At 61.4% G+C, this 18,865-nt stretch carries 2 protein-coding genes; one reads left to right on the top strand and one right to left on the bottom strand.

What is annotated here, in order from left to right; genetic code table 11:
• Positions 1-2: 2 nt before the first annotated feature.
• The gene (locus tag LOY43_RS00690; protein ID WP_007918308.1) at positions 3-1,352 is read right to left on the bottom strand and encodes a TolC family outer membrane protein; all 1,350 of its coding nucleotides are present in this window, start codon (positions 1,350-1,352) and stop codon (positions 3-5) included.
• Positions 1,353-1,712: 360 nt separating this feature from the next.
• Here LOY43_RS00690 and LOY43_RS00685 point away from each other — a divergent pair, with 360 nt between their 5' ends.
• On the top strand, positions 1,713-18,851 hold the full coding sequence (locus tag LOY43_RS00685) for an immunoglobulin-like domain-containing protein (RefSeq protein ID WP_258709051.1): 17,139 nt from the start codon (positions 1,713-1,715) through the stop codon (positions 18,849-18,851).
• Positions 18,852-18,865: the final 14 nt, after the last annotated feature.

Genomic DNA, 18,865 nt, shown 5'->3' with positions numbered 1-18,865 from the left:
ACTCAATTCATCCCAGGCAGCTGGACCTTGGGCTTCACGTCGTTTTGCACAACGGATGCCAACGGTGCGACCACTCCCTGGCTTCTGAGCAACTCGCCCATGGTCGCCTTGATTCGGTACTGAGTAAATAACTGAATGTTTTTGATTTCCGCCAGACGCCGCGAAGCGGTGAACAACTCGTTTTCGCTGTCGAGCAAATCGAGCAGGGTGCGCTCGCCGAGGCTGAACTGACGCTGGTAAGCGGTGCGCACCGAGGTGCTGTGATCGACGTACTGCTGAGCGATCGGCACCTGCGCGTTGGCGTTGTTCAAGGCGTTCCAGGCCAGACCCAGCTCTTCGTTCAACTGACGCAAAGCGTTGTTGCGGATGTCCAGCGCCTGGTTCGACAGGTACGACTTGGATTCCAGATCGGCCTTGTTGCTGCCGCCCGAATAGAGGTTGAAACGCATGCGCAGCATGGCTTGCCATTCGTTGTTGTGACCGTTCTGGCCGTCGAGGTCGTTGTCGGCGGTGCGCCCCAGTTCGGCGTCGAAACGTGGGTAGAAGGTCGACTTGGCTGTTTCGTATTGTTTCTCGGCGGCGGCGATGTCGGATTCGGCCGAACGCAGGATCGGGCTGTTTTCCAGCATCTGCTGCCGCGCTTCGTTGAGGTTGGCCGGCATCATTGCCATGAACGGCGCCGGCCGCTCGAGTTGATCGGGCATCTGGCCGACGGCGCTGAGGAAATTGGTTTCCGAGTCGGCCAGATTGGTCTGCTCGGTGATCAGGTTGTTGCGGGCCTGGGCCATCCGCGCTTCGGCCTGATCGAGGTCGGCACCGCTGCCGACGCCGCGCTGGGTGCGCAACTGGATCTGATCGTAGATGCGCTGGTGGCTCTTGAGGTTTTCTTCGGCCAGACGCACGAACTCACGACGGGTCAGCACGTCCAGATAAACCTGGGCGACGGTCAGCGCGGTGCGCTCGGAAGTACCAAGCAACGAGTACGCACGGGAGTTAACGGTGGCTTGTTGACGCCCGACTTCGCTGGACGTCGCAAAACCGTCAAAGACCATTTGCGAGAGACGTAAACTTGACTCGCTACGGTTCAGGGTTTCGTAGTGGTTACCGGAATTGGCGCGGGTAGTAACGCTGTCGGTGCCTTCACGGCCATAACCGCCGAGCAGATCGACCTTCGGCAGGTATCCCCCTTTCGCCGCTCTTAATTGATAATCCGCAGCCAAACGACTGTTGACCCCTGCCTGGATTTCCGGATGGACATCCAGTGCCTGCTGCATGGCTTCTGGTAAGGATTGTGCTTGTACAAAAGAGGCGGCGAGGGCGAAGGGTACGGCGAAAAGCAGGGGCGAACGCATGATAGGAATTTCCCAGAACTTCTTGTCTTGAATCACAGCAAAACGTGGCGCTGCGTCGGATGATGGCAACCAGATTGACCGTATGTCGGAAAGTTCAAAACAGGAACTGGATCACACGCTAAAGGACAGGTCGCCGCGGAAATATCAATGTGACATTAGTGGGGCGATTGTTTAGGATGGCACCCAGAAGGTCAATAGTTTGGCATAAAGTTAATAGCGAAAGAATATAGCCAAATTATTGACGATTAGATGCGTCAAACTTGATTCGCAAATTTTAAAAGTACGTCCAGACTGAGTCGGCGCCAAAAGCCATCAGGTCTATAGAAGTCAACTGAACGTGACACCCCCGGAGAGTCTTCAATGAGCAGTGTTGTTGCCATCGTCAAAAGCATTGTCGGTCAGGTATTTGTAGTCTCCCCTGAGGGTGTACGTCGCGTACTCGTTGAAGGCGATCGCCTGTTCGTGGGTGACCAGATCGACACCGGCCTATCCGGCGCCGTATCGCTTGAGTTGGCTGATGGCCGCACCCTCGATCTGGGCCGAGAAACCCAGTGGAGCGCCAACGCGCCTGACTCCAGCACTGACCTGGCCGAGGCCACTGCGCAGGCAGCGCCGTCGGTAGCCGAACTGCAGCAAGCCATCGCCGCCGGTGTCGACCCGACCACCGCGCTGGACGCCACTGCTGCCGGCCCGAGTGCCGCAGGCACGGGCGGTGCCGCCGGTGGTGGTCACAGCTTCGTCATGCTCGACGCCACCGCTGGCCGCGTTGACCCGACCATTGGTTTCCCGACTGCAGGCATCAACGCTGGCGGACAAGCCGCGCAAAACATCACCGGCGGCCAGACCACCGACACCACCACCAACGCCTTGCGTGATTCGACCCTGAGCCTCAGCGCCACGCCGTCCATCACCGAAGCCGGCGGCGTGCTGGTGTACACCGCGACCCTGACCCAGGCGCCGCTGACCGACCTGACCATCACCCTGTCCAACGGCGCGGTGATTGTGATTCCGGCAGGCGCAACCACTGGCACCGTCAATGTGCCGCTGGCGCCGAACGACACCGTTTACAACGACCCGACCCAGATCGACGTGACCGTCACCGGCACCACCGGCGGCAATGGCATCACCGTGACCCCGCCGACCACTCCGGCCACAACCCAGGTCACTGACACCATCGACACCACCACCGTCACCCTGACGGCCGGGCCGAGTGTCACCGAAGGCGGGCAGATCACTTACACCGCGACCCTGACCAACCCGGCGCAAACCCCGGTGACCGTCACCCTGTCGAACGGCTCGACCATCACCATCGGCGCCGGCCAGACCACCGGCACGGTCAACGTGCCGACCCCGGCCAACGACGTCTATAACAATGGCAGCACCGTCACCACGACGATTACCGGTGCCAGCGGCGGTAACTTCGAAAACCTGGTGCCGAACCCGACGCCAGCGGTGACCACCATCACCGATTCGATCGACACCACCAACCTGACCTTGACCGCCACCGGCACTGTGGTCGAGGGTGGCCAGATCACTTACACCGCGACCCTGACCAACCCGGCGCAAACCCCGGTGACTGTCACCCTGTCGAACGGTTCGACCATCACCATTGAGGCTGGGCAGACCACCGGCACCGTCAACGTGCCGACTGCGGCCAATGACGTCTACAACAATGGCGGCACCGTCAGCACCACCATTACTGGCGCTACCGGCGGCAACTTCGAAAGCCTGGTGCCGAACACCACGCCTGCGACCACCACCGTTACCGACTCGATCGACACCACCAGCGTGAGCCTTACCGCCACCGGTACGGTCGTCGAAGGCGGCCAGATCACTTACACCGCGACGCTGACCAATGCTGCGCAGACTCCGGTGACGATCACCCTGTCGAACGGCTCGACCATCACCATTGACGCCGGCCAGACCACTGGCACCGTCAACGTGCCGACTGCGGCCAACGACGTTTACAACAATGGCAGCACCGTCAGCACCACCATCACCGGTGCTACCGGTGGCAATTTCGAAAATCTGGTGCCGAACACGACGCCAGCGACCACCACCATTACCGACTCGATCGACGACACCAACCTGTCGCTGACGGCAACCGGGACCGTGGCCGAAGGTGGTTCGATTGTTTACACCGCGACCCTGACCAACCCTGCCGGCACACCGGTAACCGTGACCCTGAGCAATGGCTCGGTGATCACCATCGAGGCTGGCAAAACCACTGGCACCGTGACCGTTCCGGCGCCGGCCGATGATGTCTATAAAGACTCAGGCAAAGTCGAAGTCACCATCAAGGATGCAACTGGCGGCAACTTCGAGAATCTGGTGCCTAGCACCGTTCCAGCCGTGACCGAAGTGACCGACACCATCGACACGTCGACCGTGAAACTGACGGCTGACACCTCGGTGGCTGAAGGTGGCACCGTCACTTACACCGCCACCGTCGGTGCGCCGGTGACTGGCTCGCCAGTGATCGTGACCCTGGCCAACGGTCAGAACATCACCATCGAAGTCGGCAAAACCAGCGGCACCGTGACCACCACCGCCCCTAACGATGCGTTGACCGGCAATGCGCCGCTGACCAACTCGATCACCGGTGTTTCCGGTGGTAATTACGAAGATCTGGTTGCCGACAAGACCCCGGTATCGACCACTGTTACCGATGTCGCCGACACCACCGACCTGTCGCTGAGCGCCACCGGTTCCGTGGCCGAGGGTGGTTCGATCGTTTACACCGCGACGCTGACCAATCCGGCCGGCACGCCAGTCACCGTGACCCTGTCGAATGGCTCGGTGATCACCATCGAAGCGGGTAAAACCACTGGCACCGTGACCGTTCCAGCGCCATCTGATGACGTTTACAAAGACGCCGGCAAAGTCGAAGTCACCATCAAGGATGTGTCTGGCGGTAATTTCGAGAACCTGGTCCCGAGCACCACGCCAGCCGTGACCGACGTCACTGATACCATCGACACGTCGACCGTAAAGCTGACGGCTGACACCTCGGTCGCTGAAGGCGGCACCGTCACTTACACCGCCACTGTCGGCGCGCCGGTGACCGGCTCGCCTGTTGTCGTGACCTTGGCCAATGGTCAGAACATCACCATTGAAGTCGGCAAAACCACCGGCACCGTGACGACCATTGCACCGAACGATGCGTTGACCGGCCACGCGCCGATTACCAATGCGATCACGGGCGTGAGCGGCGGCAATTACGAAGACCTCGTTGCCGACAAAACCCCGGTCAGCACCACCGTCACCGACACCACTGACACCACCGACCTGACGCTGAGCGCGACGGGCACCGTGGCTGAAGGCGGCCAGATCACCTACACCGCGACCCTGACCAACGCCGCAGGCTCGCCTGTCACCGTTACCCTGTCGAACGGTTCGGTGATCACCATCGAGGCTGGTAAAACCACTGGCACCGTGACCGTTCCGGCGCCCGCCGATGACGTCTACAAAGACGCCGGCAAAGTCGAAGTCACGATCAAGGACGCGACTGGCGGCAACTTCGAGAACCTGGTGCCGAGCACCGTTCCTGCCGTCACCGACGTGACCGATACCGTTGATACCTCGACGGTGAAACTGACCGCCACCGAGACGGCCGCTGAAGGTGGCACCGTCACCTACACCGCCACTGTCGGCGCCCCAGTGACCGGTTCGCCTGTGGTCGTGACTCTGGCCAATGGTCAGAACATCACTATCGAAGTCGGCAAAACCACCGGCACCGTGACGACCATTGCACCGAACGATGCGTTGACCGGCCACGCGCCGATTACCAATGCGATCACGGGCGTGAGCGGCGGCAATTACGAAGACCTCGTTGCCGACAAAACCCCGGTCAGCACCACCGTCACCGACACCAATGACACCACCGACCTGACGCTGAGCGCGACGGGCACCGTGGCTGAAGGTGGCCAGATCACCTACACCGCGACCCTGACCAACGCCGCAGGTTCGCCTGTCACCGTAACCCTGTCGAACGGTTCGGTGATCACCATCGAGGCGGGTAAAACCACTGGCACCGTGACCGTTCCGGCGCCCGCCGATGACGTCTATAAAGACGCTGGCAAAGTCGAAGTCACCATCAAGGACGCGACTGGCGGCAACTTCGAGAACCTGGTGCCAAGCACCGTTCCGGCTGTCACTGACGTAACCGATACCATCGACACCTCGACGGTCAAACTGACCGCCACCGAGACTGCCGCTGAAGGTGGCACCGTCACTTACACCGCCACTGTTGGCGCACCGGTGACCGGTTCGCCGGTGGTCGTGACTCTCGCCAACGGCCAGAACATCACCATTGAAGTCGGCAAAACCACCGGCACCGTGACCACCACCGCACCTAACGATGCGCTGACTGGCCACACGCCCCTGACCAACGTGATTACTGACGTGAGCGGTGGTAACTACGAGAACCTCGTTGCCGACAAGACCCCGGTTTCGACCACTGTTACTGACACTGTCGACACCACCAACCTGTCGCTCACTGCGACTGGCACCGTGGCTGAAGGCGGTTCGATTGTTTACACCGCGACCCTGACCAACCCGGCTGGCACGCCAGTCACTGTGACCCTGAGCAACGGCTCGGTGATCACCATCGAGGCCGGCAAAACCACTGGCACCGTGACCGTTCCAGCGCCAGCTGATGACGTCTACAAAGACGCCGGCAAGGTCGAAGTCACTATCAAGGATGCTACCGGCGGCAACTTCGAGAACCTGGTGCCAAGCACCGTTCCTGCCGTCACCGACGTGACCGATACCGTTGATACCTCTACGGTCAAACTGACCGCCACCGAGACTGCCGCTGAAGGTGGCACCGTCACCTACACCGCCACTGTCGGTGCTCCAGTGACGGGTTCTCCGGTTGTAGTGACTCTGGCCAACGGCCAGAACATCACCATCGAGGTCGGCAAAACCAGCGGCACCGTGACCACCACCGCGCCAAACGATGCGCTGACTGGCCAAGCTCCGCTGACCAACTCGATCACCAACGTTTCCGGCGGCAATTACGAAAACCTCGTGGCCGACAAAACCCCGGTCAGCACCACCGTCACCGACACCACTGACACCACCGACCTGACGCTGAGCGCGACGGGCACCGTGGCTGAAGGCGGTTCAATTGTTTACACCGCGACCCTGACAAATCCGGCCGGCACGCCAGTCACTGTGACCCTGAGCAACGGCTCGGTGATCACCATCGAAGCGGGCAAAACTACCGGCACCGTGACCGTTGCGGCGCCTGCCGATGATGTCTACAAAGACGCCGGCAAGGTCGAAGTCACCATCAAGGACGCCACCGGTGGCAACTTCGAGAACCTGGTGCCAAGCACCACGCCAGCCGTGACCGAAGTCACTGACATCATCGACACCTCGACCGTGAAGCTGACGGCCGACACCACGGTCGCTGAAGGCGGCACCGTCACCTACACCGCCACTGTTGGCGCTCCGGTGACCGGTTCGCCTGTGGTCGTGACCCTGGCCAATGGTCAGAGCATTACCATCGAAGTCGGCAAGACCACCGGCACTGTGACCTTCACCGCGCCGAACGATGCGTTGACCGGTCAAGCGTCGCTGGGTAATTCGATTACGGGTGTAAGCGGCGGTAACTACGAAAACCTGGTGGCCGACAAGACCCCGGTTTCGACTTCGGTCACTGACACCGTCGACACCACTGACCTGTCGCTCAGCGCCACCAACTCGGTCGCCGAGGGCGGTTCGATCATCTACACCGCGACGCTGACCAACCCGGCTGGCTCGCCAGTGACTGTGAACCTGTCGAACGGCTCGGTCATTACCATCGAGGCCGGTAAAACCACCGGCACCGTGACTGTCGCTGCGCCAGCCGATGACGTCTACAAAGACGCCGGCAAAGTCGAAGTCACCATCAAGGACGCCACCGGCGGCGACTTCGAGAATCTGGTACCAAGCACTGTCCCGGCCGTGACCGAAGTCACTGATACCGTCGACACTACCACCGTCAAACTGACCGCCACCGAGTCAGCGGCTGAAGGTGGCACCGTTACTTACACCGCCACCGTAGGCGCTCCAGTCACCGGTTCGCCGGTCGTCGTGACCTTGGCCAACGGCCAGAACATCACCATCGAAATCGGCAAAACCATCGGCACCGTGACCACCACTGCGCCGAACGATGCGTTGAACGGCCACACCCCGCTGACCAATGCGATCACTGACGTAAGCGGCGGTAACTACGAGAATCTGGTTGCCGACAAGACTCCGGTTTCGACCACTGTTACTGACACTGTCGACACCACCAACCTGTCGCTGACTGCGACCGACACCGTGGCCGAAGGCGGTTCGATCGTTTACACCGCAACACTGACCAATCCGGCCGGCACGCCAGTCACCGTGACCCTGTCCAACGGCGCCGTGATCACCATTGAGGCGGGTAAAACCACTGGCACCGTCACCGTCGCTGCGCCCGCCGATGACGTCTATAAAGACGCCGGCAAAGTTGAAGTCACGATCAAGGACGCCACTGGCGGCAACTTCGAGAACCTCGTTCCGAGCACCAACCCAGCCGTTACCGACGTCTCTGACACCATCGACACTTCGACGGTCAAACTGACCGCCACCGAGTCGGCGGCTGAAGGTGGCACCGTCACCTACACCGCCACGGTCGGTGCGCCAGTCACTGGCTCGCCAGTTGTGGTGACCTTGGCCAACGGTCAGAACATCACCATCGAAGTGGGTAAAACCACCGGCACCGTGACCACTACCGTGCCAAACGATGCGCTCACTGGCCACGCTCCGCTGACCAACGCGATCACTGACGTTTCCGGCGGCAATTACGAAAACCTCGTGGCCGATAAAACTCCGGTCAGCACCACCGTCACCGATACTGTCGACACCACCAACCTGTCGCTGAGCGCCACCGGTTCTGTGGATGAAGGCGGCCAGATCACCTACACCGCGACCCTGACCAATGCCGCTGGCTCGCCGGTCACCGTGACTCTGTCGAACGGTGCCGTGATCACCATCGACGCCGGCAAAACCACCGGCACCGTCACCGTCGATGCGCCGAAAGATGACGTCTACAAAGATGCCGGCACCGTTGAAGCGACCATCAAAGGCGCGACCGGTGGCGACTTCGAAAACCTGGTCACCAATACCGCCCCGGCGGTCACCACCGTCAACGACACCATCGACACCTCCACCGTGTCGCTGACCGCCACGGCGAACGTCGCCGAAGGCGAAACCGTGGTCTACACCGCGACCGTGACCGCACCCGTGACGGGTTCACCGGTTGTCGTGACCCTGTCCAACGGCCAGAACATCACCATCGAAGTGGGTAAAACCACCGGCACCGTGACCACTACCGTGCCAAACGATGCGCTCACTGGCCACGCTCCGCTGACCAACGCGATCACTGACGTTTCCGGCGGCAATTACGAAAACCTCGTGGCCGATAAAACTCCGGTCAGCACCACCGTCACCGATACTGTCGACACCACCAACCTGTCGCTGAGCGCCACCGGTTCTGTGGATGAAGGCGGCCAGATCACCTACACCGCGACCCTGACCAATGCCGCTGGCTCGCCGGTCACCGTGACTCTGTCGAACGGTGCCGTGATCACCATCGACGCCGGCAAAACCACCGGCACCGTCACCGTCGATGCGCCGAAAGATGACGTCTACAAAGATGCCGGCACCGTTGAAGCGACCATCAAAGGCGCGACCGGTGGCGACTTCGAAAACCTGGTCACCAATACCGCCCCGGCGGTCACCACCGTCAACGACACCATCGACACCTCCACCGTGTCGCTGACCGCCACGGCGAACGTCGCCGAAGGCGAAACCGTGGTCTACACCGCGACCGTGACCGCACCCGTGACGGGTTCACCGGTTGTCGTGACCCTGTCCAACGGCCAGACCATCACCATTGCCGTCGGTGAAACCACCGGCTCGGTGAACTTCGTTGCGCCGAACAGCCCATTGGCCGGCGGCAGCTCGCTGAGCGTGACCATCGACGGCGCCACTGGCGGCAACTACGAAAAACTGGCAGTCGACGGCAAGTCCGCCGACACCGCGGTTTCGGACACCACCGACACCACCAACCTGAATCTGACCGCGACCGATTCGGTGGCTGAAGGCGGGTCGATCGTTTACACCGCGACGCTGACCAACCCGGCCGGCACCCCGGTAACCGTGACGCTGTCGAACGGTTCGGTGATCACCATCGAAGCGGGCAAAACCACCGGCACCGTGACCGTTCCTGCGCCTGCCGATGACGTCTACAAAGACGCCGGCAAGGTCGAAGTGACGATCAAGGATGCAACAGGCGGTAACTTCGAGAACCTCGTTCCGAGCACCGTGCCGGCCGTGACCAACGTCACCGACACCATCGATACCACCGCCGTCAAACTCACCGCGACCGAGTCGGCGGCTGAGGGCGGTACCGTTACCTACACTGCTACCGTCGGCGCGCCAGTCACCGGTTCGCCGGTGGTCGTGACCCTGGCCAACGGTCAGACCATTACCATCGGCGTCGGCCAGACCACAGGCACCGCCACCACCACCGCGCCGAACGACGCATTGACCGGCCACGCGCCGATCACCAATGCGATCACTGAGGTAAGCGGCGGCAACTTCGAAAATCTGGTGGCTGACAAAACGCCGGTTTCGACCAATGTCACCGACACCGTCGACACCACCAACCTGTTGCTCAGCGCGACCGGCACCGTGGCCGAGGGCGGTTCGATTGTTTACACCGCAACCTTGACCAACGCCGCAGGCTCACCAGTCACCGTGACCCTGTCCAACGGCGCCGTGATCACTATCGAGGCTGGTAAAACCACTGGCACCGTGACCGTTCCAGCACCGGCTGACGACGTATACAAAGACGCGGGCAAAGTTGAAGCGACGATTTCGACTGCCACCGGTGGCAACTTCGAAAATCTGGTGCCGAGCAATGTTCCGGCTGTGACCGAAGTCACCGACACCATCGACACCACCACCGTCAAACTGACCGCCACCGAGTCGGCGGCTGAAGGCGGTAATGTCGTCTACACCGCCACTGTCGGCGCGCCAGTCACCGGTTCGCCTGTGGTTGTGACACTGGCCAACGGTCAGACCATTACCATCGGCGTCGGCCAGACCACAGGCACCGCCACCACCACCGCGCCGAACGATGCATTGACCGGCCACGCGCCGATCACCAATGCGATCACTGAGGTAAGCGGCGGCAACTTCGAAAATCTGGTGGCTGACAAAACGCCGGTTTCGACCAATGTCACCGACACCGTCGACACCACCAACCTGTCGCTCAGCGCGACCGGTTCCGTCACCGAAGGCGGTTCGATCGTTTACACCGCAACCTTGACCAACGCCGCAGGCTCACCAGTCACCGTGACCCTGTCCAACGGCGCCGTGATCACTATCGAGGCTGGTAAAACCACTGGCACCGTGACCGTTCCAGCACCGGCTGACGACGTATACAAAGACGCGGGCAAAGTTGAAGCGACGATTTCGACTGCCACCGGTGGCAACTTCGAAAATCTGGTGCCGAGCAATGTTCCGGCTGTGACCGAAGTCACCGACACCATCGACACCACCACCGTCAAACTGACCGCCACCGAGTCGGCGGCTGAAGGCGGTAATGTCGTCTACACCGCCACTGTCGGCGCGCCGGTGACCGGTTCGCCGGTGGTCGTGACCCTGGCCAACGGTCAGACCATTACCATAGGCGTAGGCCAGACCACAGGCACCGCCACCACCACCGCGCCGAACGACGCATTGACCGGCCACGCGCCGATCACCAATGCGATCACTGAGGTAAGCGGCGGCAACTTCGAAAATCTGGTGGCTGACAAAACGCCGGTTTCGACCAATGTCACCGACACCGTCGACACCACCAACCTGTCGCTCAGCGCGACCGGTTCCGTCACCGAAGGCGGTTCGATCGTTTACACCGCAACCTTGACCAACGCCGCAGGCTCACCAGTCACCGTGACCCTGTCCAACGGCGCCGTGATCACTATCGAGGCTGGTAAAACCACTGGCACCGTGACCGTTCCAGCACCGGCTGACGACGTATACAAAGACGCGGGCAAAGTTGAAGCGACGATTTCGACTGCCACCGGTGGCAACTTCGAAAATCTGGTGCCGAGCACTGTTCCGGCTGTGACCGAAGTCACCGACACCATCGACACCACCACCGTCAAACTGACCGCCACCGAGTCGGCGGCTGAAGGCGGTAATGTCGTCTACACCGCCACTGTCGGCGCGCCAGTCACCGGTTCGCCTGTGGTTGTGACACTGGCCAACGGTCAGACCATTACCATCGGCGTCGGCCAGACCACCGGCACCGCGACCACCACCGCGCCGAACGATGCATTGACCGGCCACGCGCCGATCACCAATGCGATCACTGAGGTAAGCGGCGGCAACTTCGAAAATCTGGTGGCTGACAAAACGCCGGTTTCGACCAATGTCACCGACACCGTCGACACCACCAACCTGTCGCTCAGCGCGACCGGTTCCGTCACCGAAGGCGGTTCGATCGTTTACACCGCAACCTTGACCAACGCCGCAGGCTCACCAGTCACCGTGACCCTGTCCAACGGCGCCGTGATCACTATCGAGGCTGGTAAAACCACTGGCACCGTGACCGTTCCAGCACCGGCTGACGACGTATACAAAGACGCGGGCAAAGTTGAAGCGACGATTTCGACTGCCACCGGTGGCAACTTCGAAAATCTGGTGCCGAGCAATGTTCCGGCTGTGACCGAAGTCACCGACACCATCGACACCACCACCGTCAAACTGACCGCCACCGAGTCGGCGGCTGAAGGCGGTAATGTCGTCTACACCGCCACTGTCGGCGCGCCGGTGACCGGTTCGCCTGTGGTTGTGACCCTGGCCAACGGTCAGACCATCACCATTGGGGTTGGCCAGACCACCGGCACCTCGACCACCACCGCGCCGAACGACGCATTGACCGGCCACGCGCCGATCACCAATGCGATCGCAGAGGTCAGCGGTGGCAATTACGAGAATCTGGTGGCCGACAAGACCCCGGTTTCGACCACGGTCACTGACACCGTCGACACCACCAACCTTTCGCTCAGCGCGACCGGCACCGTGGCCGAGGGCGGTTCGATTGTTTACACCGCAACCTTGACCAACCCAGCGGGTTCGCCAGTTACCGTAACCCTGTCGAACGGCGCGGTGATTACCATCGACGCCGGCAAAACCACTGGCACCGTGTCCGTTCCAGCGCCAGCCGATGATGTCTACAAAGACGCCGGCAAGGTTGAAGCGACGATCTCGACTGCAACGGGCGGCAATTTCGAAAATCTGGTGCCGAGCACTGTTCCGGCTGTGACCGAAGTCACCGATACCATCGACACCTCAACCGTCAAACTCACGGCTGATACGTCGGTAGCTGAAGGCGGCACCGTCACTTACACCGCCACTGTCGGCGCGCCGGTGACCGGCTCGCCGGTTGTCGTGACCCTGGCAAACGGCCAGAACATCACCATCGAAGTCGGCAAAACCACCGGCACCGTAACCTTCACCGCGCCGAACGATGCGCTGACCGGCCACGCACCGCTGACCAACTCGATTACTGGCGTAACCGGCGGCAACTACGAAAACCTCGTGGCGGATAAGACGCCGGTCAGCACTACGGTGACCGACACTGTCGACACGACCAATCTGTCGCTCAGCGCTACCAATTCGGTCGCTGAAGGCGGTTCGATTGTTTACACCGCGACCCTGAGCAATGCGGCTGGTTCGCCAGTGACCGTGACGCTGTCGAACGGCGCCGTGATCACCATCGACGCCGGCAAAACCACCGGCACCGTGACCGTTCCAGCTCCTGCTGACGACGTCTACAAAGATGCCGGCACCGTACAAGCAACCATCAGCACCGCTACCGGTGGCAACTTCGAAAACCTGGTGCCAAGCACGACTCCGGCTATCACCAGCGTTACCGATACCATCGACACCACCACCGTGAAACTGACGGCAACGGCTACTGCGGCAGAGGGCGGCAATGTCGTCTACACCGCAACCGTCGGTGCACCAGTAACCGGTTCGCCAGTCGTGGTAACCCTGTCGAACGGTCAGACCATCACCATTGGAGTCGGCCAGACCACTGGCACCGCAACCACTACCGCACCAAACGACGTATTGACCGGTCACGCACCGCTAACCAACGCGATCACCGACGTCAGCGGCGGTAACTACGAAAACCTCGTGGCGGATAAGACGCCGGTCAGCACTACGGTGACCGACACTGTCGACACCACCAACCTGTCGCTCAGCGCTACCAATTCGGTCGCTGAAGGCGGTTCGATTGTTTACACCGCAACGCTGACCAACGCGGCTGGTTCGCCAGTGACCGTGACGCTGTCGAACGGCGCCGTGATCACCATCGACGCCGGCAAAACCACCGGCACCGTGACCGTTCCAGCTCCTGCTGACGACGTCTACAAAGATGCCGGCACCGTACAAGCAACCATCAGCACCGCCACCGGTGGCAACTTCGAAAACCTGGTGCCGAGCACAACACCGGCCATCACTAGCATTACCGATACCATCGACACCACCACTGTGAAACTGACAGCTACCGGCACAGCGACGGAAGGCGGCAACGTCGTCTACACCGCGACCGTCGGTGCTCCGGTGACCGGTTCGCCTTTGGTTGTAACGCTGGCCAACGGTCAGACCATTACCATCGGCGTCGGCCAGACCACTGGCACCGCGACCACTACCGCGCCAAACGACGCACTGACTGGCCACGCACCACTGACCAACTCGATCACCAACGTGACCGGCGGCAACTACGAGAATCTGGTGGCCGACAAGACCCCGGTATCGACCACCGTCACGGATACCGTCGACACCACCAACCTGTCGCTCAGTGCGACCGGCTCTGTGGCTGAGGGCGGTTCGATTGTTTACACCGCCACGCTGACCAACGCCGCAGGTTCGCCTGTGACCGTGACCCTGTCGAACGGCGCCGTGATCACTATCGAAGCCGGCAAAACCACCGGCACCGTGACTGTTCCGGCACCGGCTGACGACGTCTATAAAGACGCCGGCACCGTCCAGGCAACGATCAGCACCGCCACCGGTGGCAACTTCGAAAACCTCGTGCCAAGCACCACGCCGGCAATCACCAGCGTTACCGATACCATCGACACCACCACGGTGAAACTGACCGCGACCGCCACTGCCGCTGAAGGCGGTAACGTCGTCTACACCGCAACTGTCGGCGCGCCAGTGACGGGCTCGCCAGTCGTGGTAAGCCTGTCGAACGGTCAGACCATCACCATCGGCGTCGGCCAGACCACGGGCACCGCGACCACCACTGCGCCTAACGACGCATTGACCGGCCATGCACCGCTGACCAACTCGATCACCAATGTGACTGGCGGCAACTACGAGAACCTCGTGGCCGACAAAACGCCGGTTTCGACCACCGTCACCGATACCGTCGACACCACCAACCTATCGCTGTCCGCGACCGGCACCGTGGCCGAAGGTGGTCAGATCACTTACACCGCTACGCTGACCAACGCCGCTGGCTCGCCAGTCACCGTGACCCTGAGCAACGGCTCGGTGATCACCATCGACGCGGGTAAAACCAGCGGCACCGTGACCGTTCCAGCACCAACTGACGACGTCTACAAAGACGCCGGCACCTTGCAGGCGACCATCACCGGTACCAGCGGCGGCAGCTTCGAAAACCTGGTCACCAGCACAGCTCCGGCCGTGACCAGCGTCACCGACACTATCGACACCACAACCGTCAGCATCACTGGCAGCAGCTCGGTGACTGAAGGCCAGACCGCCAGCTACACGGTCAGCCTGAACCACCCGGCGCAAACCGAAGTAACTCTGAAAATCGTCTACAGCGGCACCGCCGCCGACGGTTCGGACTTCACCGGCGTGTACACCGTGAAGATCCCGGCCGGTGCGAGCAGCGCGCAGTTCAATGTCGCGACCATCGATGACAAGATCACCGAAGGCACCGAAAACTTCGTGGTTAAGATCGATTCCGCCACCGGCGGCAACTTCGAAAACCTCGCGGTCAGCAGCACCAACGGCAGCGTCAGTACCTCGATCATCGACAACGATGCGCCGCCGGTGCTCGACCTGGATGCCAACAACTCCAGCGGCGCCACCGGTGCCGACTACAAGGTGACCTTCACCGAAAACACCCCGGGCGCGGGCGTGTCGATTGCCGACACCGACATCAGCATCACTGACCCGGACAGCACCATGCTCACCGGCGCCACCGTGGTCCTGACCAACCGTCAGGACGGCGATGCGCTGAACCTGGGCAACAGCGTCAACGGCATCACCATCAATGCCAACAGCACCAACGGCACCGTCACGCTGACGCTGTCCGGTAACGCGACGCTGGCCGACTACATGCAGGCCATCAAGAACATCAGCTTCACCAACGGCAGCGAAAACCCGAGCACCGTGCCGCGCATCATCACGGTGACCGTGACCGACGGCGGCAATTACTCCAACACCGCGACCACCACGGTCAACGTGGTGGCGGTCAACGACGCTCCGGTGGCAGCGCCAAGCAACGTCACTGGCACCGAAGACACTCCGCTGGTGCTCGGCTGGTCGACCTTCGGCGTGACCGACGTCGACAGCCCGGCCAGCAGCCTCGGCATCAAAATCACTCAGCTGCCGGGCGAAGGCAAACTGCAGTATCTGGACGGTTCGACCTGGAAAGACGTCGCCAACAACCAGACCTTCAGCAAGGCTGACATCGACGCGGGCAAGCTGCGCTTCCTGCCGGATGCCAACGAGTCGGGGGTCAACGGTTACGGCGGCAGCGGTCTGGGCAACAACCAGGCGGACTACGCACAGATCAAATTCCAGCCAACCGACGGCCAACTGCTGGGCAACACCGGCACCGTGAAGATCGACATCACGCCAGTGGCGGACGCGCCGACCGTGAGCGTGGCCGACAACAGCGTGAAGTCCACCGGGCTGATCAAGGAAGTCTGGACCGGCTTGGCGGGTCTGGGCACCAACGGCAATGGCGCGGATTCGACCACGTTGAAAAACGTCATCGACGGCGCCGGCAAACCGAACTCCAGCGGCTCGGTGACCAATGTGCAGTCCGACGGTAGCGTTGCGGCGGGCACGGCATCGAAGACGTCAGGCCTGATTTATCTGGAAGCCGGCAAAACCTACACCTTCAGCGGTATTGCCGATGACAGTTTGTTGATCACGATCGGCGGCAAGAGTGTGGCTTCGGGTACCTGGGGCGCGGGCGGCGCCATCAATGGCTCGTTCACCCCGACCACCAGCGGCTACTACACCCTGGACATCTACCACCACAACCAGAGCGGCCCGGGCAGCTACGACGTCAACCTGTCGGTCAATGGCAGCACGCCGATCGACCTGAGCAGCGCCGGCGTGCCGATCTACACCGGCGTGCAGGATCTGATCAATTCGGGCGTGACCGTCTCCGATCTGCACGGCAGCAACGGCGAAGGCTATTACGACGGCTACAAACTCAATACCGGCGCCGAAGGCACCACGGTGAAACTGTCGGCAATCACCACCGCACTGACTGACACCGACGGCTCGGAAACCCTGAGCGTGAAGATCAGCGGCGCACCGGTCGGCTCGGTGCTCAGCGATGGCGCGGGTCACACCTTCACCGTCACTGCCAGCAGCGGCGACGCCAACGTCACTGGCTGGAACCTCGGCAGCCTGACCGTAACGCCACCGCCGTACTACAACGGCCAATTCAACCTGACCGTGACCTCGACCTCCACCGAGATGGTCGGCGGTTCTGCCAGCAGCACCGCGACCATTCCGGTCAGCGTGGTGCCGGCGGTCTACAACGCCGTGGTTGCGACCTCGGGCGATGACACCGTCACCGGCACCGATGGCAACGACATCATCGTCGCCGACATCGGTGGCCTGACCGTGGTGCCGGGCACCAACTACAACATCGCGTTCATGGTCGACAGCTCCGGCAGCATGAGCAGTTCGTCGCTTAACGCCGCCAAAGACTCGCTGACCTCGGTGTTCAACAGCCTCAAGCAGAGCCTGGGCGGCAGCAATTCGGGTACGGTGAACATTTTCCTCGTCGACTTCGATACCCAGGTCAACAAGTCGGTGTCGGTGAACCTCAACGACCCGAACGCGCTGACGCAACTCAAAGCGGTACTGGACTCGATGGCCTCCGGCGGCGGCACCAACTACGAGGACGTGTTCAAGACCACGGCCAACTGGTTCCAGAGCGCTGACGCTGTGGCCAACACCGGCGCGAAGAACCTTACGTACTTCATCACCGACGGCCAGCCGACCTATTACCAGAGCGGCGAGCAGACCAACCCGACGCTGTACGGCAACGTGAAGCTCGACGATGTGGTGAAAACCAGCAACTACAAGCCGGGCGACACCTTCAGCACTTACATCGACAATACCCACGCGTTGACGATCAACAGCACCGGCACCGTGACCCTGCAAACCTACACTTCGTGGTGGGGCTGGAGCAGCTCTAATCTGGGCACCATCCACGCGCAGGGCGACGGCACTTATGAGTTGTCGAGTCTGGCGGGTACCGGTAACAGCACCAACTCGTCAACGACCAGCAACTCGACCAGTGGTTTTGCCTTGCTCAACGGTCTGTCGAACGTCGAGGCTATCGGACTGAACAACGATGTCAGCCTCAACGATCTGAAGCCGTACGATACGGATAAAACGCCGCAGACCAACATTGATCCGAAGGATCTGGCCAACTCGATCATCGGCCACACCGAAGCGACGCTGCCGGGCAACGACACCGTCAGCGGTGGCGACGGCAATGACATCCTGTTCGGCGATCTGGTCAGCTTCAACGGCATTGCCGGCGAGGGTTATCAGGCGATGCAGGCGTTCGTTGCCAAAGAAACCGGGGTCGATGTCAGCAAAGTCACCACCAGCAACGTGCACCAGTACATCACCGAGCACTATCAGGCGTTCGATGTCTCCGGCGCGCACGATGGTAACGACACCCTGCTGGGCGGCGCGGGCAATGACATCCTGTTCGGCTCGGGCGGCAACGATTTGCTCGATGGCGGCAAAGGTAATGACATCCTGCTCGGCGGCACCGGCAACGACACGCTGATCGGCGGTCAGGGTAATGACATCCTCATCGGTGGTTCGGGTGCCGACACCTTCGTCTGGAAGGCGGGCGACACCGGCAACGACGTGATCAAGGACTTCAAGGCCAGCGAAGGTGACCGCATCGATCTGCGTGATCTGCTGCAGGGCGAGACCGGCAGCACCATCGACAACTTCCTGAAGATCACCACGGTCGACGGCACGTCGTCGCTGCAAGTCAGCTCGGCGGGCAAGTTCAACTCCGGCGACGCTGCGGCGGCAACCCCGGACGTGACGATCAAACTGGAAGGCAACAACTGGTCGAGCGCCAACATTCACAACCTGATTGCCGGCAGCGACCCGACCATCAAGGTCGACCACAACAACAGCTGATAGTGAACAAAACG

Source organism: Pseudomonas sp. B21-041 (assembly GCF_024748675.1).
Taxonomy (GTDB): Bacteria; Pseudomonadota; Gammaproteobacteria; order Pseudomonadales; family Pseudomonadaceae; genus Aquipseudomonas; species Aquipseudomonas neuropathica.
Note: the sequence above shows the minus strand (reverse complement) of the source record. Positions and strands in the feature narration are given on the sequence as shown.